General features: G+C 66.3%; 19 protein-coding genes. 5 read left to right on the forward strand and 14 right to left on the reverse strand.

Translation table 11 applies throughout. The features are described 5' to 3' along the window. Positions 1–8: 8 nt before the first annotated feature. The 12 genes from AvAM_RS11790 to AvAM_RS11845 all read right to left on the reverse strand — a co-directional run bounded on the left by AvAM_RS11790 (position 9) and on the right by AvAM_RS11845 (position 15,129). Positions 9–3,764 carry a molybdopterin cofactor-binding domain-containing protein gene (locus AvAM_RS11790; RefSeq protein ID WP_137747240.1) on the reverse strand — a complete coding sequence of 1,252 codons (3,756 nt, stop codon included), beginning with the start codon at positions 3,762–3,764 and terminating at the stop codon, positions 9–11. Continuing rightward, positions 3,761–4,267 (reverse strand): (2Fe-2S)-binding protein, encoded by a 507-nt coding sequence (locus tag AvAM_RS11795; protein WP_137747241.1) that lies wholly within the window; start codon positions 4,265–4,267, stop codon positions 3,761–3,763. Before AvAM_RS11795 ends, AvAM_RS11790 begins: the two co-directional genes overlap by 4 nt. 21 nt (positions 4,268–4,288) lie before the next feature. Continuing rightward, a complete protein-coding gene (locus AvAM_RS11800) occupies positions 4,289–5,461 on the reverse strand; it encodes an ABC transporter substrate-binding protein (RefSeq protein WP_171012204.1) in 1,173 nt (390 codons plus the stop codon). Between the two features lie 120 nt (positions 5,462–5,581). After that, positions 5,582–6,307, reverse strand: a complete 726-nt coding sequence (gene pncA, locus AvAM_RS11805) for a bifunctional nicotinamidase/pyrazinamidase (RefSeq protein ID WP_137747242.1) — start codon at positions 6,305–6,307, stop codon at positions 5,582–5,584. 75 nt (positions 6,308–6,382) lie between these two features. After that, entirely contained in the window at positions 6,383–7,126 is a 744-nt protein-coding gene (locus tag AvAM_RS11810; protein WP_137747457.1) for an ABC transporter ATP-binding protein, read from the reverse strand. A 2-nt stretch (positions 7,127–7,128) separates the two neighbouring features. After that, entirely contained in the window at positions 7,129–7,911 is a 783-nt protein-coding gene (locus tag AvAM_RS11815; protein WP_137747243.1) for an ABC transporter ATP-binding protein, read from the reverse strand. Continuing rightward, a complete protein-coding gene (locus tag AvAM_RS11820; RefSeq protein ID WP_137747244.1) occupies positions 7,908–9,815 on the reverse strand; it encodes an ABC transporter permease in 1,908 nt (635 codons plus the stop codon). The genes AvAM_RS11815 and AvAM_RS11820 overlap by 4 nt, the downstream gene beginning before the upstream one ends. A 166-nt stretch (positions 9,816–9,981) precedes the next feature. Continuing rightward, a complete protein-coding gene (locus tag AvAM_RS11825; RefSeq protein ID WP_137747245.1) occupies positions 9,982–11,193 on the reverse strand; it encodes an ABC transporter substrate-binding protein in 1,212 nt (403 codons plus the stop codon). Between the two features lie 80 nt (positions 11,194–11,273). Then, positions 11,274–11,858, reverse strand: coding sequence for an amino acid synthesis family protein (locus AvAM_RS11830; protein ID WP_063461058.1), 585 nt, complete (start codon positions 11,856–11,858; stop codon positions 11,274–11,276). A 55-nt stretch (positions 11,859–11,913) separates the two neighbouring features. Next, positions 11,914–12,555 carry an amino acid synthesis family protein gene (locus AvAM_RS11835; RefSeq protein WP_137747246.1) on the reverse strand — a complete coding sequence of 214 codons (642 nt, stop codon included), beginning with the start codon at positions 12,553–12,555 and terminating at the stop codon, positions 11,914–11,916. A gap of 21 nt (positions 12,556–12,576) precedes the next feature. Further along, positions 12,577–13,497 carry a UPF0280 family protein gene (locus tag AvAM_RS11840; protein WP_137747247.1) on the reverse strand — a complete coding sequence of 307 codons (921 nt, stop codon included), beginning with the start codon at positions 13,495–13,497 and terminating at the stop codon, positions 12,577–12,579. A 12-nt stretch (positions 13,498–13,509) separates the two neighbouring features. Continuing rightward, positions 13,510–15,129: a 6-hydroxynicotinate reductase gene (locus tag AvAM_RS11845; protein WP_137747248.1), complete on the reverse strand. Its 1,620-nt coding sequence runs from the start codon at positions 15,127–15,129 to the stop codon at positions 13,510–13,512. Between the two features lie 175 nt (positions 15,130–15,304). Between AvAM_RS11845 and fdxA the strand changes: the two genes are divergently transcribed. The 4 genes from fdxA (at position 15,305) to AvAM_RS11865 (ending at position 18,509) form a co-directional block, all read left to right on the forward strand. Further along, entirely contained in the window at positions 15,305–15,634 is a 330-nt protein-coding gene (fdxA, locus tag AvAM_RS11850) for a ferredoxin FdxA (protein ID WP_137747249.1), read from the forward strand. Positions 15,635–15,703: 69 nt separating this feature from the next. Beyond that, the gene (locus AvAM_RS11855) at positions 15,704–16,480 is read left to right on the forward strand and encodes a ferredoxin--NADP reductase (protein WP_108618860.1); all 777 of its coding nucleotides are present in this window, start codon (positions 15,704–15,706) and stop codon (positions 16,478–16,480) included. Positions 16,481–16,530: 50 nt separating this feature from the next. Next, positions 16,531–17,253: a TetR/AcrR family transcriptional regulator gene (locus tag AvAM_RS11860; RefSeq protein ID WP_137747250.1), complete on the forward strand. Its 723-nt coding sequence runs from the start codon at positions 16,531–16,533 to the stop codon at positions 17,251–17,253. Between the two features lie 68 nt (positions 17,254–17,321). Further along, positions 17,322–18,509: an amidohydrolase family protein gene (locus AvAM_RS11865; protein WP_108626267.1), complete on the forward strand. Its 1,188-nt coding sequence runs from the start codon at positions 17,322–17,324 to the stop codon at positions 18,507–18,509. 74 nt (positions 18,510–18,583) lie between these two features. Here the strand turns inward: AvAM_RS11865 and AvAM_RS11870 are convergent, their stop codons facing one another. Together AvAM_RS11870 and AvAM_RS11875 are read right to left on the reverse strand one after the other, a co-directional pair. After that, positions 18,584–19,396 (reverse strand): glycine zipper 2TM domain-containing protein, encoded by an 813-nt coding sequence (locus tag AvAM_RS11870; protein ID WP_137747251.1) that lies wholly within the window; start codon positions 19,394–19,396, stop codon positions 18,584–18,586. Between the two features lie 318 nt (positions 19,397–19,714). Then, the gene (locus AvAM_RS11875; RefSeq protein ID WP_137747252.1) at positions 19,715–20,719 is read right to left on the reverse strand and encodes a YihY/virulence factor BrkB family protein; all 1,005 of its coding nucleotides are present in this window, start codon (positions 20,717–20,719) and stop codon (positions 19,715–19,717) included. A 299-nt stretch (positions 20,720–21,018) separates the two neighbouring features. On the opposite strand from AvAM_RS11875, the gene AvAM_RS11880 reads away from it, so the two are divergent. After that, complete coding sequence (locus tag AvAM_RS11880) at positions 21,019–21,792, forward strand: SDR family oxidoreductase (RefSeq protein ID WP_056742279.1); 774 nt, start codon at positions 21,019–21,021, stop codon at positions 21,790–21,792. Positions 21,793–21,830: the final 38 nt, after the last annotated feature.

Genomic DNA, 21,830 nt, shown 5'->3' on the forward strand with positions numbered 1-21,830 from the left:
AACCTGTTCTAAGGGTGCGCGGGCCCCGCACGCACGCGGGCCAGCGCCTCGGGCACGTCACGCCATGCCGGGAGGCCCGGTGCGTAGCGCTGGCGCATGTAGCCCGCCAGCTCGGTGATCTGCGCGTCGCTGAGCGCATGGCCGAAGCCGGGCATGAAGCCGATGTCGCGCGCGGCGGGCTCGCGGATGCCGTGCACGATGACCTGCAGCAGGTTGTCGGGCCGGTCGCTGTGCAGGTTGCTGTTGAGCGCCAGGGGCACGTTCACGCCCAGCAGCTTGGGCCCGTTGCCGTCATGGTGGCAGGCGGCGCAGGCACTGTCGAACAGGCGCTGGGCCTGGCCGGGTTGCGGGGCCAGCGCGGCGGCCTGGGCCACGGCGGCTTGGGCGCGTTGCTGCGGGTCAGACACGGGCTGGGTGGCTGGCTGGGTAGCCGCTTCCGCAGCGGTGAACGAGGCCAAGTAGCCCGCCATGGCGCGGATGTCGTCGTCGGGCAAATGCGCCAGCTCGCGCACCACGGGCGCCATGGGGCCGGAGGCGCTGCCATGCTGCGGGCTGTGGCCGTGGCGCAGGTAGCCATACAGCGCATCGGCCGTCCAGGGCACGGGCGCATTGGACAGGCCGGTGAGCGCAGGCGCCTCCCAGCCATCAATCATGGCGCCCGACAGAAACGCAGCGCCACCCTGCTCCGCCCCCAGCGCATTGCGCGGCGTGTGGCAGGCGCCGCAGTGGCCCACGCCCTGCACCAGGTAGGCGCCCCGGTTCCATTCGGGGGGGCGGGTTGGGTCCGGCTTGAACGGCGTGGCGTCGTGGAACAGCGCGTTCCAGCCCGCCATGAGGGGGCGCACGCTGAAGGGGAAGGTCAACTCGGTCTTGGGCACCTCGGCCCGCACGGCGGGCTGCGCCATCAGGTAAGCGTACAGCGCCGTGAGGTCGTCGTCGCTCATCTTGGCGAACGACGTGTAGGGGAACGCGGGGTACAGGTGCTTGCCGTCGCGCGAGATGCCTTCGCGCATGGCGCGCTGGAAGGCGCTGAAGGACCACTGGCCGATGCCGGTCTCGGCGTCGGGCGTGAGGTTGGTGGTGTAGACCTTGCCGAAGGGCGTTTCCATGGCGCGGCCGCCCGTATTGGGCGTACCGCCTGGGGCGGTGTGGCACACCACGCAGTCACCCGCAGCGGCCAGCAAGCGGCCGCGTTCGATGGTGGCGGCGTTGTAGACCGACGCGCCCGCCGTCTGCACCACGGGCGCGATGGAGGGGCGCCAGCCCAGCAAAGCCGCGCCCATGGCGATGCCACCAGCGGCCAGGGCCAGGGCGCGTGCCCAGGGGCTGCGTTTTGCGGGCCATGTGGCGCTGGCGGGCACGGTGGGTGCGGGCAGCTCCAGCGTGGGCAAAACCTCGGCCTGCTCGGTGGGTGGGGGGTTGCCTGCAGCCGACTCGCCTGCGGCACCGGGCAGCGGGTTGAGCCCGGCGCGCACCACCTCGGGCGTGAACGGCGGCGCGCGAAAGCGCACACCCGTCGCATCAAAAATCGCGTTGGCAATCGCTGCTGTGCCCGGCACGGACGACGACTCGCCCGAGCCCAGCGGCGCCTCGTCCTGCCGGGGCATGTGCATGACCTCGATGACCGGCACTTCTCGAAAGCTCAGGATGGGGTAGCTGCCCCATTCGCGGTTGTCCACGGCCTGCTTGACGGGCTCGAACGTCACCTGCTCCTTGAGCGCGCGGCTGGTGGTCTGCAGCACGTTGCCGTGCACCTGCTGCTCCACACCAGCAGGGTTCACCATCAGGCCCGCGTCGTGCCCCACGACCACGCGGCGCACATGCACCTCGCCGGTCTTCTTATTGACCTCCACATCGGCCACCCAGGCCGCCCAGGCGGCGCCAAAGCCGGGCCATTTGCTGTGGATGTAGCGGGCGTAAGCAAAGCCCTGGCCTTGCACCCAGTCACCGCTGTTGTCAGCATCCAAGGGGCGCTGCTGCGGGCCGGTGCGGCGAATCCAGCCCGCTTTTTCGGCCGTGGCCTGCACCAGCTCGGCTGCGCGCGGGTCGTTGAGCAGTTGCAGGCGGAACTGCACCGGGTCCACACCCGCCGCCGTGGCCAGCTCGTCCACATACGACTCGTGCGCAAACGAATTGGGCAGGGCCGACACGCCTCGCAGCCACGATGCACGCACGATGGGCGGCATGTCGTTGACGGCCACGCGCAGGTTGTCGTACTGGTAGGGCGGGCGCGCAGTGCGGTCGCCCATCTCGTAGGCCTGGGCCACGGGCTCGATGGTGCGGGTGAGCAGCAGGGCCAGCGTGGGCGCGCCGTTGGAGGGGTAGGACGTTTCAAAGTCGTACGCCGCCACGGTGCCGTCGGCCTTGAGCCCGCCGCGCACCTGCATGAGCTGGGCCGTGCCCTTGGGTTCCCACAAATGCTCCTGCTCGCGCGTGAGCTGCACGCGCACCGGGGCGCCCACGGCGCGCGAGAGCAGCGCGGCATCGGCCGCCACATCGTCGGCGCCGTTGCGGCCATAGCAGCCTGCGGCCTCCATGCGGATGAGGTCGATGTCCACATCGGGCAGCCTCATCAGGCGGGCCAGATCGGCGCGCAGCACATGGGGGTTCTGCGTGCCCGCCCACACGGTCATGCGCGGGCGGCCGGTGCTGTCATCACTGCGCCATTCGGCCACCGCGCAGGACGGGCCGATGGAGCCGTGCATCTGGTACGGCCACACATAGGTGCGCGGCATGGGCTGGCCGTCGGCAGACAGCGCGGCCAGGGCGCCCTCCACATCGCCCTCGTCCACCAGGCGGCGCTGCGTGGCGGGGTTGGCGCGGATGGCTTGTTCCAGCGCCTCGGCGCTGTCCTGGCGCGGAAAGCCGGGCCAGTCCTTCCAGCGCACTTTCAGATCGCGCAGCGCCTGCTCGGCCTGTTCCTCGCGCTCGGCGACGATGCCCACAAAGTCGCGGATCACCACCACGGCGCGGATGCCGGGGACGTGCGCGATGGACTGCTGGTCTACCGATTCGAGCGTGTTGCCGATGAAGTCGCCATGGTCGGCCCCCGCATACGGCGGGCGCACCACGCGGCCGTGCAGCATGCCGGGCACACGCATGTCGTGCACAAACACCAGCTCGCCACTGACCTTGGCGGGGATGTCCACGCGTGGCACGGACTGGCCGACCACGGTGTAGTCGGCAGCGGCCTTGGTGGCCGTGGCATCGGCCAGCTCCAGCGTGGTGTGTGCGCCCGCCAGCAGCGCGCCGTAGGCCACGTGGCGCGACGGGTCTGAGGCGACCTGCACCACACCGGCACGCACCTGCAATTGATCCACCGGCACACCCAGTCGCTCTGCGGCCTGTGCCACCAGCCAGTGGCGCGCCTGTGCGGCGGCGATGCGCAGGGGCTTGGCGTGGATCTGGATGGATGCACTCGCGATGGTGGCGCCCTGGTTGGGCGCGCGGGTGGTGTCGCCCAGCACCATGTTCACCCGGGCCAGCGGCACGTCGAGTTCTTCGGCCACGATCTGCGCGAGTGCGGTGCGGATGCCGGTGCCCAGGTCCACATGGCCGTTGAGTGCGGTCACGCTGCCGTCGTCCCACACGGCGATCAGTATCTCTACGCCCTCGGCCGGGTTGCCCGCCACCAACGCGGGCTGACCCTTGACGGGCGGCGGTGCGGGCGGCGGGTTGCGCACCACCAGCAGCACGCCCTGGGCAGCATGGAAGTCGGCGCGGGTGAGCGGGCTGTGGGCGCGCAGGGATAGAGGCGTGCTCATGCCTGGGCCTCGCGCATCAGCTGGGCCGCGCGCAGTACGGCGCGGATGATTTCGACATGTGTGCCGCAGCGGCACAGGTTGCCCGACAGCTCGCGGCGCACTGCCGCTTCGTCGGGGTCTGGATTGCGCTCCAGCAAGGCCACGGCCATCATCATCATGCCGTTGAGGCAGTAGCCGCATTGGGCGGCCTGCTCATCCACAAAGGCTTGCTGCACCGGGTGAAATCCTGCCGTGCTGCGGCAGCGCCCGGGCAGCCCTTCCAGCGTGGTCACCTCGCGGCCTGCCACGCCCTGCGCCGGAATCACGCAGGCCCGCGCGGCAATGCCATCCACCAGTACCGTGCACGCACCGCACTGCCCCAGGCCGCAGCCGTACTTGGGGCCGTTGAGCGACAGGTCGTTGCGCAGCACGTGCAGCAGCGTGGCGCTGGCCAAGGTGCTCTGCGGCAGGGCAAACGGCTGGCCATTGACGACAACCGGGGAGTGTGAAGCGGGCGCGTGCATGTCTCGATGGGTTGTTCTGAATCAGCGTCGCAGCGACCCGCTGCGCGTGTACATCTCCAGGTCCACAAAGTTGGAGCCATTGTGGTTGTTAGGGCCGTAGACCAGCGGAAAGTCCCCGATCTTGGTGGTGCCCATGTCTTCCATGGCCTTGATGAAACCTTCACGCGTGAGCGCTTTGCCTGCGCGTTTGACGCCTTCCACAAACACGCGGGCGGCGATGTAGCCCTCCAGCATGGTGTAGCTGTCGATCTTCTCGCCCGCGTCCGCGCGGTCCTTGCGGTAGTCGGCCACGATGGCCAGGCGGCTGGCCTGCGGCGAGGGCACGATGCTGGCCGTGACCAGCCCTTCGATGCCGCCGTTCAGGCGCTGCGCAGAGCCCGGTGCGTCGGTGATGCCCACCGAGATGGTGTACAGCGGCGAGGCTGCGCCTGCGGCTCGGTAGTCGCGCAGGAACACCTCCACCATCTTGCCCGCCATGATCATCACCACCGCACCCGGCTGGGCCTTGGTGAGCTGCGCCACCTGGGGCTTGGCGTCGGTGGCGGCGATCTCCATGGGCACGGATTCGACCACTTTGACCTTCAGGCCCTGGGCGATCTGCAGGCAGGTGTCGAGGTTGGATTTGCCGAACGCGCTGTTCTGGTAGATGACGGCAATGTTGTTAATGCCCAGCGTGGCCAGATGCCCCACGATCTTGCGCAGCTCGACCTCGTAGCTGGCGCGCACGTGGAACAGGTAGCGGTTGTGCGTAGTGCGGAATGACGTGGTGCCCACCAGCGGCGCGAACATGGGCACACCCGCCTTTTCGGCGATGGGCATGGCGGCGATGAGGTTGCCGGTGGCCACGTAGCCGATCAGGGCAAACACCTTGTCTTCATCAATGAGCTTGGCCGTGTTTTCGGCCGTCTTCTTGGGCTCGTAGGCATCGTCGTGCGACACCAGCTCCAGCGTGCGGCCCTGCACGCCGCCGGTCTTGTTCACCTTGTCGAACGCCAGCGCAATGCCTGCCTTGTAGTCCACCCCGAAATCCTTGGCCGGGCCGGTGAACACGGCCGACTGGCCTACCTTGATGCGGGTGTCTGTCACCCCGGTCTCGGCGGCTGCCGGGCCTGCGGCCCCCAGAGCAGCGGCAGCCAGGGTTGTCAGCATCACACGGCGGTCGATGCCCCCCTCCTCCATCCCACGAAATTTCATGAAACGCTCCTTACATCAAGTGCGCAAGTTTCCCTGCAAGCGGAGCGGCTGCGCAACCATTTCTGCGGGGTGTTGTGAATCCGTCAAACCCCGGCGCGCAAGCACCGGGGCGGGGCGCCATCAGGCGACGTCGATATCGCTGGACTGGATGCGTTTGACGCCCTTGGCCTTCATGTTCTTCCAGGCCGCGTCGAGCGATCCGTTGAGGTCGATGGCGCGGGTGGCGTCTTCGACCACATAGGTTTCAAAGCCCAGGCGTTTGGCGTCGAGCGCCGTCCAGGCCACGCAGAAGTCGGTGGCCAGACCCGTGACGAACACGGTCTTGATGCCACGCTGCTTGAGGTAACCGGCCAGGCCGGTGGAGGTCTTGCGGTCGGCCTCTTCAAAGGCCGAGTAGCTGTCCACATGCTGATGAAAGCCCTTGCGCAAGATCACCTGGGCCTTAGGCACCTTGAGGTCCTTGTGCAGGGCGGCGTCGTCGGTGCCCTGCACGCAATGATCGGGCCACAGCACCTGCTGGCCGTAACTGAGCTTGGTGGTTTCAAACGGCTTCTTGCCTGCATGGGTGCTGGCGAACGAGGCGTGACCCTGGGTGTGCCAGTCCTGCGTGACCACCACGTTCTCAAACGCTGTGGCGATGCGGTTGATGACGGGCACCACCTCATCCCCCTTGGCTACGGGCAGCGTACCGCCAGGGACAAAGCAGTTCTGCACATCGACCACGATGAGCGCCGCTCGCTCACCGGGTTTGATCTTGCCTGCAGCCCAGCTGGCAGGGAAGCTGACCCCGGCCACGGTGAGCGCGGCCGATTGAAGAAGAAAGCGACGACGTTGCGCAGTTTGCATGGTGAACACTCCGGTTGGGAACGCACTGACACATCGGCCACGGCCCGGTAAGGCCAGGGCCGGGGAACTTCTTCTTCAGACGCTGAGGTAGGCGCGCCGCACCTCGTCGTTGGCGGCCAGCTCTTCCATGCTGGCCTGGTAGCGAATCTGGCCCTTTTCGAGCACATAGGCGCGGTCGGACACCAGCTCGGCAAAGTGCATGTTCTGCTCGGACAGCAGGATGCTCACGCCCTGCTCTTTCAGCTCCAAGATCATGTGCGCCATCTGCTCCACGATCACCGGGGCCACACCTTCAGAGGGCTCGTCCAACAGCACCAGATACGGATTGCCCATGAGCGTGCGGGCCACCGTGAGCATCTGCTGCTCACCGCCACTCATGCGGCCGCCGGGGCGCTGGGGCATCTCGCCCAGGTTGGGGAAGAGCTTGAACAGGCGCTCGGGCGTCCACACCGGGGCAGCCGTGCCGTCGGGCCAGGTGCGGGCGGGCTGGCGGCCCACTTCCAGGTTCTCCATCACCGTGAGGTCGGTGAACACGCGGCGGTCTTCGGGCACAAAGCCCAGGCCCAGGCGCGCGGCGTCGTGCGGGTCGCTTTTGGAGAGGTCGCGGCCCATGAACTGGATGCTGCCCTTGCGTTTGGCCAGCATGCCCATCAACGTCTTGAGCGTGGTGGACTTGCCTGCGCCGTTGCGGCCCATCAGGGCCACGACTTCGCCACGCCGCACGTCCAGGTCCACGTCGTACAGAATTTGCGCGGCACCATACCAGGCCTGCAGGCCCTTGGCCTGGAGCAGCAGTTCTTTGGGGTTGTGGGTCGTCATGGTCATGCCGCCTCCGCATTGGCTGCGGCTTTCTTCTCAAACGTCTTGCCGGTGCCGAAGTACACCTCCTGCACCTTGGGATGGTCGCGCAACTCCAGCGGTTTGCCCTCGGCAATCAGGCGCCCGCGCGCCAGCACGATCATGCGGTCGGCATAGGCAAACACCACGTCCATGCTGTGCTCGGTGAAGAGCACTGCCATGTGGCGGTCGATCACCAGTTGCTTGGTCAGCGCCATGAGCTCGTTGCGCTCCTTGGGAGCCATACCGGCAGTGGGCTCGTCCATGAGCAGGAGCTTGGGGCTGTTGGCCATGGCAATCGCCAGCTCCACACGCTTCACATCGCCATAGGCCAACACGCTGCAGGGCCGGTCGGCCTGCGACTTCATGCCCACCTGGTCCAGCAGCGCCAAAGCTTCGTCGCGTTTGTGGTCTGCAGCCCTGCGCCATAGGGAGAACAGCAGACTGTCGTTGGAGATCAGTGCCATCTGCACGTTCTCCACCACCGTCAGCGATGCAAAGGTTTCGGCGATCTGGAAGGTGCGGCCCACACCCATACGCCAGATGTCGCGCGGCTTGCGGCCCACCAGCTCCTGCCCGTTGAGCTGGATGGAACCCGCATCGGCGGGCAGTTGGCCGTTGACCATGTTGAAGGTGGTGGACTTGCCTGCGCCATTGGGGCCGATGAGCGCCAGCAGCTCACCCGCAGCGAGTTCGAAGTGGATGCCATCCACCGCCTTCACGCCGCCAAACGATTTGCCCAGACCGGTGACTTCGAGGAGGCTCATGCCGTGCCCTCCTTGGTGTTCTTGGCGTCGCGCATGTTGTCAAAAATCTGCTTGATGGTGCCCGCGATACCCTGTGGAAACAGCAGCACCAGGATGAGGATGATGGCGCCCAGCATGGCGCGCCAGTAGTCGGTGTTGCGCGCCACGGTGTCGTGCAGCCAGGTGAAGGTGACCGCGCCCACCACGGGACCAGCCAGCGTCTGGATGCCGCCCAGCAGCACCATCACCAACCCATCCACCGATTTGCCCACGGCAAGCGACTCCGGCGAAATGCTGCCCTTGGAGAACGCATACAGCGCCCCTGCCAGCCCTGCCGCTGTGCCCGCCACCACAAACGCCGCCCACTGCATGCGCTTGACGTCGATGCCGATGGCATCGGCCCGCAGCACAGAGTCGCGCCCTGCGCGCAGCGCATAGCCAAACGGTGAGAACAGCACACGGCGCAGCCACCACACCCCCGCTCCCACCAGTGCCAGCGTGAGCCAGTAATACATGCGCTTGTCTGCCAGCCAGGCTGCAGGCCAGACACCCGTCAGGCCGTTGCTGCCCCCCGTGAAACTGTCCCACTGGTAGGTGATGGCCCAGGTGATCTGGGCGAAGGCCAGCGTTAGCATGGCGAGGTACACACCCGACAGCCGCACCGCAAACCAGCCGTAGACAAACGCACCGACCGCCGCCACCAGCGGCGCCACCACCAGTGCGAGTTCCATGGGTAGCCCGAGCGAACGCACCAGCAGGGCCGCGCCATAGGCGCCCAGCCCGAAGTAGGCAGCATGGCCGAAGGAGTGCATGCCCGCAGGCCCCATGATGAAGTGAAGGCTGGCCGCAAACAGCGCTGCGATCAGCAGGTCGATCAGCAGCACCGTGGTGTACGGCGACTGTGCGGTGAGCACCGGCGCTGCTGCCAGCAGCAGGCCCAGCACCGCAGCCGCCACCAGGTAAGCCTTACCCGGGCGACGCAGCGGCTCCTCCTGCATACCCACGTAGCGGCTGGGTGCCTGCGGCCGGCCGAACAGGCCCCACGGACGCCAGACCAGCACCACCGCCATCACAAGAAAATCCACCACCAGCGTCAGCTTGGAAAACGAAACACTCAGGCCAAACACATCGACCACACCCAGCCAGATGCAGATGGCCTTTATTTCGGAGATGAGCAGTGCAGCCGCGTAGGCACCGGGGATGGAGCCCATGCCACCCACCACCACCACCACGAAGGCGGCACCGATGGTGTGCAAATCCATCTCCAGCGTGGCGGGCTCGCGCGGCAGTTGCAGTGCGCCACCCAGCCCGGCCAGCATCGCGCCCAGCGCGAACACGGCCGTGAACAACCAGGCCTGGTTGACGCCCAGGGCGCTCACCATCTCGCGGTCTTGCGTGGCGGCGCGCACCAGCGTGCCAAACCGGGTGCGCGTGAGCAGCAGCCAGACGGCACCCAGCACCAGCGGACCGACCACGATGAGGAACAGGTCGTAGCTGGGGAACTGCCGCCCCAGCAGGCTGACGGAACCCGAAAGACCCGGCGCGCGTGGGCCCAGCAGTTCGTCGGGGCCCCAAAGCCACAACACCGCGTCCTTGATGACCAGCACCAGGGCAAACGTGGCCAGCAGCTGGAACAGCTCGGGTGCCTTATAGATGCGGCGCAGCAGCACCACTTCGATCAGCGCCCCGAGCACGCCAACGATCAGCGCGGCCAGCGGCAAGGCCACCCAGAAGCCCAGGGCACCGCTCAGGCGCTCGACCAGCGAGTACGCAACATAGATGCCCACCATGAAGAACGAACCATGGGCAAAGTTCACGATGCGGGTCACGCCAAAGATCAGCGACAAACCCGCCGCCACGAGGAACAGCGACGACGCACTCGCCAGCCCGTTGATGAGCTGGACGATGAAACCCGAAAAACTCATGTTCGATACACCCTGTAGGGCCTGTTCACACTGTTTTTGCCAGCGCGAAGGCCATGAAAGAAGCCGGCCGTGCTCCAGCCAACACCCGCAGAACCGGGCGGTGCCGGACTGCAGGTAGCGTCTGCCGGGACCGAGGCGCGGCAGGCGCCTCAGACCTCAGAGGGAATCAATCAGCGCTTCGCGACTTCTTCACGTCGGCTGCGGACGGCTGGTACTTGGCATCGGCGCCATCCAGGTAGACGTAATCCACCATCACGCCCTTGCCGCCTTCGTTCTTGGTGCGACCGACAAACGCGCCCATGGTGGCCTGGTGGTCTTCAGGACGGTAGGTGATCTTGCCAAATGGGGTGTCCACCTGCAGACCTTTGAAGGCTGCGACCAGCTTGTCGGTGTCGGTGCTCTTGGCCTTGGCAATACCGGCAGCAGCCGACTTGATCATGCTGTAGCCCACCACCGAGCCCAGGCGCGGGTAGTCCTTGAACTTGGCCTGGTACGCCTGCTCGAACGCCTTGTGTGCGGGGGTGTTGATGCCGTACCAGGGATAGCCGGTCACCAGCCAGCCGGTGGGGGCCTCGTCTTTCAGGGGGTCCATGTATTCGGGCTCGCCCGTCAACACGCTGACCACCTCGATGCCCTTGAAAAGGCCGCGCGTGTTGCCTTCGCGCACGAACTTCGACAGGTCCGCGCCAAACAACACGTTGAAGACGGCGTCGGGCTTGGCATCCGACAGCGCTTGCACGACGCTGCCTGCGTCCACCCGGCCTAGCGGCGTGGCTTGCTCGGCCACAAACTCCACGTCGGGCTGGGCGGCCTTGAGCAGTTGCTTGAACGCCGCCACGGCAGACTGCCCGTACTCGTAGTTGGGGTAGACCACGGCCCAGCGCTTTTTCTTCATCTTGGCGGCCTCAGGCACCAGCATGGCGGCCTGCATGTAGGTGCCGGGGCGCAGGCGGAAGGTGTATTGGTTGCCACCTTGCCAGGTCATCTTGTCGGTCAGCGGCTCGCCAGCCAGGAAGAAAAACTTCTTCTGCTTGGCGAAGTCGGCCACCGCCAGACCGGTGTTCGACAGGAAGGTGCCAGCCAGCACATCGACCTTCTCGCGCGACACCAGCTCTTCGGCCACACGAACTGCGTCGCCGGGGTTGGCGTTGTCGTCGCGCGTGATCAGTTCGATCTTCTTGCCATTGACGCCGCCCGCAGCGTTGATCTCATCGACCGCCAGCTCCATGCCTTTCTTGTAGGGCTCCAGGAAAGCGGGCTGCGCCTTGTAGCTGTTGACCTCGCCAATCTTGATCACGCCCTGGGCAAAAACAGGGGCCAGGGTAAGGGCCAATGCAGCCGCAGCCGTGGCACGCATGAGGTTTCGTCGCATCGTCATGGGGAGACTCCTGAAGGATGGTTGGAGAGAGATCGAACGGGGGTGAGACAGGACAGGTGTGTGTTGTACGCGCGCTGGGCTCAGCGCAGGCCGTCAACGCCTTTTATTTCAGAGGCCGTGAGGCCGCCGACACGTGGCAACGGCCGCCCGCTGTCGGTCACGACAACGGCCACCACGATTTCATTGGCCCGCGGGGCATCGGCTACACGGGCTTCCATGGCGTCGAAATGGCTGCGCACGTAAGCCGCATCCTTGTGGCCCAGGGGCACGTCGATGGCCGTGCCGAGGCCGCCCATCTTCTTGCTGGATGGGACCAACGCGGCACCCTTCTCGACAGCCACACGCAGTGGTGCGCCCAGCTTGGGGTGGAGGATGGCGGCGGCGTGCTCCAGCTCGCCCGCCTCGCCCACGATGGCGGCCTTGCCGTAGCTGTGCGCATCGCCCGGGGCAATGCCCAGGGCCTGCACGCAGCGGGCGCCCAGAAGGCCTCCCAGCTCCTCACCGATGGCGATGAGTTCGTCGAGGTTTTCCACATAACGTCCGGCAAAGGGGTTCTCGATCACGGCCATGGCCAGCGCCTTGCGCACCGGGGGCTGAACGTCACGCCCCATTTCCACGCGGACCTCGTCGGTCTGCACAATGATCTTTCGAATCTTGGCTGGCATTTTTTGGCTCCTTGGGATCTTGTCTTGTTCGATGGTGTGCGGGTCGGCGGACGGCTCAGCGCAGGCCGTTCCACTGGCTGATGTCTGCCGCCTTGAGCCCTCCGACGCGGGCGTGGATGCGCGGGCCCGTGGTCATGGCAAGTATGAACACGATCTCATCAGCGGATGGCGCGCCCGGAACACGCACTTCGATCGCGTCGAAATGGCTGCGTACGTAGCTGGCGTTGATGTGGGTGAGCGGCACATCCAGCGCTGCACCGGGGCCACCCACCTTCTTGGTGGAAGGCACGATAGACAGTGCATTGGCGGGTTGCCCGGTCTTCTCTTCGGCCAGGCCCTTGGCGTAGGCGTTGCGGTCGCCCTTCCAGCCCAGCAGTTCGCGCATGGCGTAGCCGCCGGGCACATGCCACAGCGCACCGTGTTCCAGCTCACCCGCCGCGCCCACGATGGCACCCTTGCCGTAGGTCTCGATGCGCTCGGCGGGCACGCCCATGGCCTTCAGGAGGCGCTGGGCCATGTCCAGCCCCACGTCCTGCAGCGCGTCCATCATGGGGAGGATGTCGGGCTCGTACCGTCCCGCAAACGGGTTGGTCAGCACCGCGCCGATGGCGCCGCGCAGCAGCGGCACGTCGGCCACCGGCCCGAATTCGTGCCGGATTTCCTCAAGATGGGTGAAAACGCGTCGTATCTGGATCATTCTGGAGACCTGTGCATTTCGTTAAGCAAATACTGAACCAACTTCCGATTCCACCGCCGGATCCCGGGGCCATACCGCATCCGCCAGCGCCTGAGGCGCCGAGGTCGCCACCCACTGCCCTTGGCACGCCAGCAGTGCAAACCACAGCAGGCCGCCGGACTGCAATTCTTGCGCCTTTTGCAGCCCCTGGTGCAAGGCCTGGCGCACCGACTCTTCAGGCAAGGCAGGGACATCCACCGTGACGGGAATGGCCCCCAGGTCACTGTCGTCCCGCACCTGCCACGCTGGCCTGCGGACGATTCGCACATCGGCTACATCCACAGCATTCGCCACGATGGTCGCCGCCGCATCGGCCTGCGCCGCTGTGCGCGCCAGCACCGTCACGCTGTCGGCAATTCCCAGCGACTGGCTGCGCCCGCGCCAGCCACTGGTGGCCACACCGCGCACCGGCATGGCGCTGTCGATGCTGATCTTTCCATCCAGTACCAGGCCGTTGCACAACTGTGCAGCGTTCAGTGCGGCAATGTCAGCGTACACCCCCACCGTGATCGACTGGCCGGGCGCCAGGTGCAGCGCAATGTCGCCGCCGTTGTTGACCCACGCGCGGTCTATGCCCGGCTGTTCGTAGCAGGTCAGAATCTCCTGCGCCACCGCGCCCGCCACCGCCGCCATCGATGTGATGAAACCTGCGCGATAGGGGCTGCAGGCGGCCCACATGCGGCGCGCCACCACGCCCTGCAACGTGCAGTGCGCGCCCACTGGCGCCCGCAAGCCGGGAAGTTCATTCACCAGCTCCTGCAGCAGCCCGTCAAAACGCTGCCACGCGCGCTCGTGCGCCAGGTCTACGGCGTCGCGCGCCCCTTCAGCCTGGAGGATGAGGTCCATCGGGCCATGCTGGAAATGCCAGCGGCCATCGGACAGGAGATTGCGGCAAGCGTTCACAGCACGGCTCACTTAGCCCAGCAGGGGAGGACGACCCAGCGGCCAAGGGTTGGCCGCGGGCAAGGTTTGCCACACGCGCGCCTGCGGTGCACCGTCGTTGTGCCACGCACCGCGCTCCAGTACGTCGCGCAGGCTGCGGACCTGTTCTGTGTGGCCGCCCAGCGCTTCGTAGTCCGCGCGGCGCATGCTGAACTCAATGGGTGCCACGATGGCGGGCGTGGGCACGGTGCCAAAGCTGTTGTCCGGCATGCGAAGCACATCCGCCATCACGGTGATACCGCCGCCCGGCCACACATAGGCGGGGGCACCACCACAGGTCACGTTGACCAGCGCGTTCTTGATGGAGCGGGTAAGCAGCACCGGGTTTTCGGTAACCCCTGCGCGCAGGCTGCCGCCTGCACCGCCGAGGAACAGCACGGAGGCGAGCGAGGGCTCGCAGTTTTCGCCAATGCGGTCCACGATGCGTCGCACCTCGGCAGGCATCTCGGCCTCGACCGGATGGAGTTGCTCGTCCAGCACGTACCAGGAGGCATGTTCCCCGGTGGTGGAGGTCATCAACAGGCGCAGCCCTGGCCAGGCCACGGATTCATCCCAGCCCTCGATGATGGACAGCGGGTCGGCAATGTCGGTGCCGCCCCAGCCGGTGCCCGGGTTGGCCACCTGAAAGTAGCGGCCCGGCGTGGACTTGCGACCGCGCATCTGGATGCCCGAGGGCTTCATGTCCAGACAGCGACCCGCCTGGTGTTCGGTGAGCACGCCGGTGATGTGGTCGTCCACAACCACCACCTCGTCTGCATGACCGAAGAACTGGCGCGCAAAGATGCCAATCGCCGCCGAGCCGCAACCGACGCGCATGCGCTGCTCGGCCACACCGTTGACGATGGGTGCGCACCCTGCCTGAATCACGAGCTGCGAGCCACCGTCGATGGTGAACTCCACGGCCTGCTTGTTGCCCAGCGCCTGCATCATCTCGGCGGTGATGCGGCCTTCCTTCTTGGTGCCACCCGTGAGGTGGTGCACGCCGCCCAGCGACAGCATCTGCGAGCCGTACTCCGCCGTGGTCACATGGCCCACCACCTCACCCTTGCAGCGCACGTTGGCCTGTTCGGAGCCGAGGAAGCGGTCGGTGTCGATCTTCACCTTGAAGCTGCAGTAGCTGAAGATGCCCTCGGTGACCACGGTGACCATGTCCACGCCATCGGTTTTGGAGCCCACGATGAAGGGCGCAGGCTTGTAGTCGGGATAGGTGGTGGACGAGCCCACGCCTGTCACGAACACCTCTTCAGACAGCAGCAGATCGCCATTCCATGCGGGTTCTGTAGCCACGTCGGCATCAGCGCCTTCTACAGCCGGGGCGCGGCCCGCAAATGGCACCAACGTGGCCTCGCCCGCCTCCAGCGTCTTGCGCAACAACACCACCGGGTCCAGCCGCACGAGCACGCCCGCCTGGTTGGCGTAACGGTCGCACGCACCTGCGCGGCCTTCGGAAATCTGGCACAGCACCGGGCACGCATTGCACTCGACCTTGGCAGCGTTCATGCGCTCGTTGCGCGGACGGGCACGCTCCAGCACCTGCGGCAGATCTGGCGCATCCATGCCCGGCAGCCCATCGGTCTTGGTGTGTTCAGTCATCGTGGCGACCCATTCATTGCATTGTTGCAAGTGCTTGTACGCGCTTTGCATTTTGTGTAGCATTCACTTAACTTAAATGTTGTGAACACTACATTTGATGTCAATGTAGCGGAATCATTCAGACTCTGCAATGGTGTTTTCGCACCCCCAAAAACGGTGCACGAGGAGCCCCAAAATGACGCACGTTGTGACGGACGCCTGCATTCGGTGCAAGTACACCGACTGCGTCGATGTGTGCCCTGTGGACTGCTTCAAGGAGGGGCCAGAGTTCCTGGTGATCGACCCCGACGAATGCATCGACTGCGCGGTGTGCATTCCCGAATGCCCGGTGAACGCGATCTATGCCGAGGACGACCTGCCAGAGGGCATGGAAATCTTCCTGGAATTCAACAAAAAGCAGGCCCCCGCGCTGCCCCCAATCACCAAAAGAAAAGCGGCTTTGCCAGATGCGGAACAATGGAGGGTTGTGAGCCACAAGCTTTCCGGGCTGAACATCGCGCCCTGACGCCTCCAGCCCCAGCCTTTCAGCCAGCTTTTTCGCCTCATTTCTCAACTTTTAGCCGACGAAATCACCATGAGCGCCTTTCTTGAAGAACGCGTCCTCTCCGTGCACCACTGGACGGACCGCCTTTTCTCCTTCACCACCACACGCGACACCGCGCTGCGCTTCTCCAACGGCCATTTCACGATGATTGGCCTGCGCGGCGAGAACGGCAAACCCCTGCTGCGCGCCTACAGCATTGCCAGCGCCAACTACGAAGAACACCTGGAGTTCCTGTCGATCAAGGTGCCGGACGGCCCGCTGACCTCGCGCCTGCAGCACATTCAGGTGGGTGACACCATCGTGGTGGGCAAGAAGCCCACCGGCACGCTGCTGATCGACTACCTGCTGCCTGCCAAGCGGCTGTACATGCTCTCTACCGGCACGGGCGTGGCCCCGTTCCTGAGCCTGATGCGCGACCCCGAGACCTACGAGAAGTTCGAAGAGGTCATCCTGGTGCACGGCGTGCGCGAAGTGAAGGAACTGGCCTACCACGACTACATCACCGAAGAGTTGCCAAAGCACGAGTTCCTGGGCGAGATCGTCTCCAAGCAACTCAAGTACTACCCCACCGTGACCCGCGAGCCCTTCAAGAACCAGGGCCGCGTGACCACCGTGATCGAAAACGGCCAGCTCGCCCGCGACCTGGGCCTGCCCGCGCTCAACCCCGCTGAAGACCGCGTGATGATCTGCGGCAGTCCCGAGATGCTGCGCGACCTCAAGCACATGATGGAAGAGCGCGGCTTCAAGGAAGGCAACACCACGAAGCCGGGTGACTTCGTGATCGAACGCGCGTTCGCAGAGCAGTGATCCCCGGCGGCCCCCGCCCTGGGGGCCCGCCTCATCCACCAGGACCCGCCATGTCTGCCACTCCCACCAAGACCCGGACCGCGTCCCCCCGCACAGCCTCTGCCCGCAAGACGGGCGTGCGCGAGCAGGCCGCACAGACCACGCGCGACAACATCCTGAAAGCGGCGACCAAGGTGTTCGCCCGCTACGGCTACGAAGGCGGCAGCGTGGAGAAGATCTCCAAGGCGGCCAAGTCCTTCGACCGGATGATCTACTACTACTTCGGCAGCAAGGAAGGCCTGTTCATCGAGGTGCTGGAGGAAACCTACCGGCGCATGAACGATGCCGAGTCCAAGCTCGACCTGGACACCGCCCGGCCCGTCGAGGCACTGCAGGCCGTGATCCGCTTTGTGGTGGGCTACTACCGCAAGAACCCCGAGTTCATCACGCTGCTCAACACCGAGAACCTGCACAAGGGCAAGCACATCTCCAAGTCGATGCGCGCCCGCGAATATTCATCGCCCGCCATCGAGGTGATCCGCCGCGTGCTGGAGAGCGGCCAAGCGCAGGGCCTGTTCCGCAAGGATGTGTCGGCGCGCGATGTGTACCTGCTGATCGCCGCCACGGGCTACTTCTACATGTCCAACCGGCACACGCTGTCGGCCTTTCTGGGCGAGGACCTGGAAACGCCCGAGGCCCTGGCGCACTGGGAGTCGTTCGTCATCGACAGCGTGCTGCGCACCGTGGCGCCCGGCCCCAACCTGCCCAAGGGCAAGGTGACAGCAGCGGCCTGAATCGACAAGAGATTTTTCCCTGCGGAGTGCCGCGCGGCGCCCCGCCCACCACCCCACGAGGAGAATCCATGGCAGAAGCAGCAGCCGGCGGCAAGTCGGGCAAAGTCGTCATCCAGAACATCGGTCTTTTGTTGTCGGGCGATCTGGATCGCCCCATCCTCGACGCCGACACCATTGTGGTGAACGACGGCCTCATCGTGGCCGTGGGCCGCTACAAGGACTGCGACACCGACCACGCCAACACCGTGATCGATGCACGCCAGACCTGCGTGGCGCCGGGCCTGATCGACAGCCACGTGCACCCCGTGTTTGGCGACTGGACGCCGCGCCAGAACCAGATTGGGTGGATCGACTCCACCATGAACGGCGGCGTGACCACCATGGTCTCGGCCGGTGAAGTGCACCTGCCCGGCCGCCCCAAGGACATCGTGGGCCTCAAGGCCCTGGCCATCACCGCGCAGCGTTCGTTCGACAACTTCCGCCCCGGTGGCGTGAAGGTGATCGCGGGCGCCCCGGTCATCGAAAAAGGCATGACCGAGCAGGACTTCAAGGACCTCGCAGACGCGGGCGTCACGCTGCTGGGCGAAGTGGGGCTGGGCTCCGTCAAGGCGGGCTACGAGGCCCAGCAGATGGTGGCCTGGGCGCGCAAGCACGGCATCCAGAGCACCATCCATACCGGTGGTCCGTCCATTCCGGGCTCGGGGCTGATCGACAAGGACGTGGTGCTGGAGGCCGATGCCGACGTGATCGGCCACATCAACGGCGGCCACACCTCGCTGCCCTGGAAACATGTGTGCGAGCTGTGCGAGAAGTCGTCCCGCGCTATCGAGCTGGTGCACAACGGCAACGAGAAGATCGCCATCCAGGCCGCGCGCGCGGCCATCGAACTCAAGTGCCCGCACCGCGTGATTCTGGGCACCGATGGGCCAGCGGGCTCGGGCGTGCAGCCGCTGGGCATGCTGCGCATGATTGCGTTGATTTCCAGCTTTGCCGACATCCCTGCCGAGCTGGTGTTCTGCTTTGCCACAGGCAACACGGCGCGCATCCGCAACCTGAACTGTGGCCTGGTCGAAGTGGGCCGCGCGGCCGACTTTGTGTTCATGGACCGGGCCCAGCACACTGCGGGCGCCACGCTGTTGGAGAGCGTTCAGCTGGGCGACATCCCGGGCATTGGCATGGTCATGATCGACGGCCTGGTGCGCTGCGGCCGCAGCCGCAACACGCCGCCTGCGACCGAGATTCCGGTGGTGCTGTAACCCGCTAGTCAGTCACCAGCAGCGACAAAAAAAAGCCCGCGTTTGCGGGCTTTTTTCTGGGGAAAACGACTGGCTCAGTAAGTGTCCGACACCCGCACCGTACCCGGCTGGGGCTGCGGTTGTGCATAGGGATCTGCAGCACGGGCCGAGCCGCCCTGGTCCACGCGGAAGCCCTTGCCCTGCAGCACCACGGGCGTGCCCACGGCAGTGGGCTCGGCGCGCTGGAAGTGGCCCAGAGAGCCGTCTTCCATGCGCACCGCCACCTGGTACACCGTGTGGGTGCGGGTGCGCTCTTCGACCTTGTGGCCCACATAGCCGCCGCCCACTGCGCCCAGCACGGTGGCGGCGGTGCGGCCGCTGCCCTTGCCGATCTGGTTGCCCACCACGGCACCCAGCACGCCACCGGCCACGGCCCCCACGCCCGTGGCGGGCGCGGCCTGCTGCACCGCCTGCACGGATTCGACCCGGCCGCAGCTGCGGCACACCGGTGCGGCTGCCCGCACGGGCTGCGCAGGGCCTGCGCCCAGGGGCGCGCCCGGGCTGCCCGGCATCTCTGCAGGGCGCTGCGCAGCCTGGCCCTGGGGCGTTCGGCCATTTGCTACGCTATTGATAGCTGGCTGGGCATACTGGTCGCGCGCAGAAGGCCTTTTTTCTTCAATGATTTCGGATTCTGGCGTGCGGGGTGCAGCGGCCAGCTGCGCGGGGGCCACGGCCGGGGCGCTGATCGCGGAGGGTGTGCGCTGCTGCCACACCAGGGTGGCGCCCAGTGCCAGCACGCTCACGCCCAGCACGCCAATGGCGGCCCACATCCATTTCAGGGCCTGGCCGGCGGGGGCCGCAGCGGGGATCGCAGCAGGCGGGGTTGGAGAAGAAACCGTCAGGTTCATGGTCATTTCCTTGTTCGTATCGGAGAAGTCCGCAGGGGGCGGGTGTGCAAAGAAAGCGCTGTGCGCCCGCTACGGGATGGAGCCGTGGTGTTTCAACGGACCGGATGGCCCGAAGGTACACAGCGGCGGGCGCTGCGATGTGGCCGGTTTGTAAGCGGCAGTAAGCAGCGGTAAACCTCTTTTGGCAGCATTTGCGACCACAGCCCAGCCACGCTGCCTTTGTGGACGCATCCTGGCAGCGCAATGAGCCCCGTCGTGGCGGCCGCTCTGGGCTGGGCAGAGCAATGGAATCGGCATCGTGCGCGCTGTTGCCAACATTTACAGCTCCTGCACCCGCGCCCGGGCGGATGCGGCCCAGCGCGCCAAGGCCGCTGGGCGGCGCGGGCCGGAATGCAAGGCATCCTCCAGCGCCTGCGCGCAACTGGCAGAAAACAGCAGGATGGCCGACGAAAAATAGATCCACATCAGCAGCACCACCAGCGAGCCCGCCGCGCCGTAGGCCGACACCACAGCCGCAGTGGACAGGTACCAGGCCAGCAGCTGCTTGCCCACCGTGAACAGCGAGGCCCCCACCACGGCGCCCATCACCAGGTAGCGCAGCGACGGCCTGGGGCCCGCGCCAATGCGCATGAGCCCCACAAACAGCGCCACGGCCAGCCCGAAGGCAATGGCTTCGTTGACGAGCTGCAGCAGCGGCGCCAGCGGCGCCAAAACAGGCAGGTGGCCTGCGGCCAGATGCTGCCCGGCCCAGCCCGCCAGCAGGTGGATCAAGGTGGACAGCGCCAGCGACACCAGCAGCAAGAACCCCAGCGCCAGCACATAGGCCAGCCCCCGCAGCCGCAGCGACGCCATGCGCCACCATGCGGCGCGCTGGGGCGGCGTGTCATCGTCCCGGCGCCACAGCCGCTCGAGCGCGGACTGCAGCTCCACAAACACCCCGGTGGCCCCCGAGACCAGCACCCCAAAACCGATGACCGATGCCAGCCGCCCCTCGGACGGCGCCTGCGCGCTGGCCAGCGCCTGGCGCACCACGTCGGCCACCTGCTGGCCCATCACCGACTGTACCTGGGCGACCAGACTGCTCTCCAGGTAGCTACGGTCCACCCACCAGCCCAGCACGCCCACCAGCAAGAGCAGCAGGGGCGCGAGGCTCAGCATGCCGTAGAACGACATGGCCGCACTCATGCGCAGCCCGTCGGCGTCCAGCCACATCTGCGCCGCACGCCAGAACGGCTGCACGAGGCGCCACAGCGGCTGCAGGGGCTGGGCCATGCGGGCAAGCCTGGGGGTGGTTGTCGCCAGGGGCGGGGAAGACTCGTTCATCCCCGCGAGCCTAGGGCCGGGGCGCGCATCCGTCCATCCGCCGTGGCCGCAAGTGCGGGTAGGCGCCATCCCACACGGGGCGGGCAGGCGGCAGCGCGCAGAGTTTCAAAGGTGACAGCGGCGGTTTTACACCGGGCGGACGCAGGGCTAGCATGAAGCGCTGACCGACCAGCTTGCACGGCGGCCACCGCCGCCTTTCCCGCACCCCTTCGCCCCACCCGGCGCGCCACGAGCCACCGGGACCCGGGTTGGGCATTCATTCACCTTCACCCCACTCTCTGCACGAAAGCGTTTTTTCCATGAGCGTCAAGCAACTCTTCGATCTCACCGGCCAGGTCGCCCTGGTCACCGGCGGCTCACGCGGCCTGGGCCTGCAGATGGCCGAAGCCCTTGGCGAAATGGGCGCCAAGCTCGCCATCACCGCGCGCAAGGCCGATGAGCTGGCCGAGGCCAAGAAGCACCTCGAAGCGCAGGGCTACGAGGTACTGACCGTGGTGAACGACCTGCAAAAGACCGAGGACATCCCCGGCCTGGTGGACCAGGTGGTCGAGCGCTTTGGCACCATCGACATCCTCGTGAACAACGCGGGCGCCACCTGGGGTGCCAAGGCCGAGGACTACCCCGATGCCGCCTGGCACAAGGTGATGGACCTGAACGTGAGCGCGCCGTTTTTCCTGTCGCGCGAAGTGGGCAAGCGCTGCATGATCCCGCGCGGCAAGGGCTCGATCATCGTCACGGCCTCGGTGGCCGCGCTCAAGGGCACGCCCCCGGGCATGAACACCATTGCCTACAACACCTCCAAGGCGGCGGCCCTGCACTTTGCGCGCACCCTGGCGTCCGAATGGGGGCACTACGGCGTTCGCGTCAATGCGATCTGCCCCGGCTTCTTCCCGAGCAAGATGGCCAGCGGCCTGATCGAAAAACTGGGCCCCGCCATGATCGAGCGCACGCCCCTGCGCCGCATCGGCGGCGAAGAGGACCTCAAGGGCGCGGTGGTGTTCCTCGCGTCCAACGCCTCGCGCCACATCACGGGCGAATCCATCGTGGTCGATGGCGGCGCCAGCCTGATCTGACCCCGTCCGCCCCCCCCATCGCACCGCCAAGGATTCCC

The sequence above is a fragment of the Acidovorax sp. NB1 genome, assembly GCF_005405905.1.
Taxonomy (GTDB): domain Bacteria; phylum Pseudomonadota; class Gammaproteobacteria; order Burkholderiales; family Burkholderiaceae_C; genus Acidovorax.

Bases quoted from the DNA above. Each gene is read 5' to 3' on its own strand.
- AvAM_RS11790 (WP_137747240.1), bottom strand. From the start codon at position 3,764: ATGAGCACGCCTCTATCCCTGCGCGCCCACAGCCCGCTCACCCGCGCC.
- AvAM_RS11795 (WP_137747241.1), bottom strand. From the start codon at position 4,267: ATGCACGCGCCCGCTTCACACTCCCCGGTTGTCGTCAATGGCCAGCCG.
- AvAM_RS11800 (WP_171012204.1), bottom strand. From the start codon at position 5,461: ATGAAATTTCGTGGGATGGAGGAGGGGGGCATCGACCGCCGTGTGATG.
- pncA (WP_137747242.1), bottom strand. From the start codon at position 6,307: ATGCAAACTGCGCAACGTCGTCGCTTTCTTCTTCAATCGGCCGCGCTC.
- AvAM_RS11810 (WP_137747457.1), bottom strand. From the start codon at position 7,126: ATGACGACCCACAACCCCAAAGAACTGCTGCTCCAGGCCAAGGGCCTG.
- AvAM_RS11815 (WP_137747243.1), bottom strand. From the start codon at position 7,911: ATGAGCCTCCTCGAAGTCACCGGTCTGGGCAAATCGTTTGGCGGCGTG.
- AvAM_RS11820 (WP_137747244.1), bottom strand. From the start codon at position 9,815: ATGAGTTTTTCGGGTTTCATCGTCCAGCTCATCAACGGGCTGGCGAGT.
- AvAM_RS11825 (WP_137747245.1), bottom strand. From the start codon at position 11,193: ATGACGATGCGACGAAACCTCATGCGTGCCACGGCTGCGGCTGCATTG.
- AvAM_RS11830 (WP_063461058.1), bottom strand. From the start codon at position 11,858: ATGCCAGCCAAGATTCGAAAGATCATTGTGCAGACCGACGAGGTCCGC.
- AvAM_RS11835 (WP_137747246.1), bottom strand. From the start codon at position 12,555: ATGATCCAGATACGACGCGTTTTCACCCATCTTGAGGAAATCCGGCAC.
- AvAM_RS11845 (WP_137747248.1), bottom strand. From the start codon at position 15,129: ATGACTGAACACACCAAGACCGATGGGCTGCCGGGCATGGATGCGCCA.
- fdxA (WP_137747249.1), top strand. From the start codon at position 15,305: ATGACGCACGTTGTGACGGACGCCTGCATTCGGTGCAAGTACACCGAC.
- AvAM_RS11855 (WP_108618860.1), top strand. From the start codon at position 15,704: ATGAGCGCCTTTCTTGAAGAACGCGTCCTCTCCGTGCACCACTGGACG.
- AvAM_RS11860 (WP_137747250.1), top strand. From the start codon at position 16,531: ATGTCTGCCACTCCCACCAAGACCCGGACCGCGTCCCCCCGCACAGCC.
- AvAM_RS11865 (WP_108626267.1), top strand. From the start codon at position 17,322: ATGGCAGAAGCAGCAGCCGGCGGCAAGTCGGGCAAAGTCGTCATCCAG.
- AvAM_RS11870 (WP_137747251.1), bottom strand. From the start codon at position 19,396: ATGAACCTGACGGTTTCTTCTCCAACCCCGCCTGCTGCGATCCCCGCT.
- AvAM_RS11875 (WP_137747252.1), bottom strand. From the start codon at position 20,719: ATGAACGAGTCTTCCCCGCCCCTGGCGACAACCACCCCCAGGCTTGCC.
- AvAM_RS11880 (WP_056742279.1), top strand. From the start codon at position 21,019: ATGAGCGTCAAGCAACTCTTCGATCTCACCGGCCAGGTCGCCCTGGTC.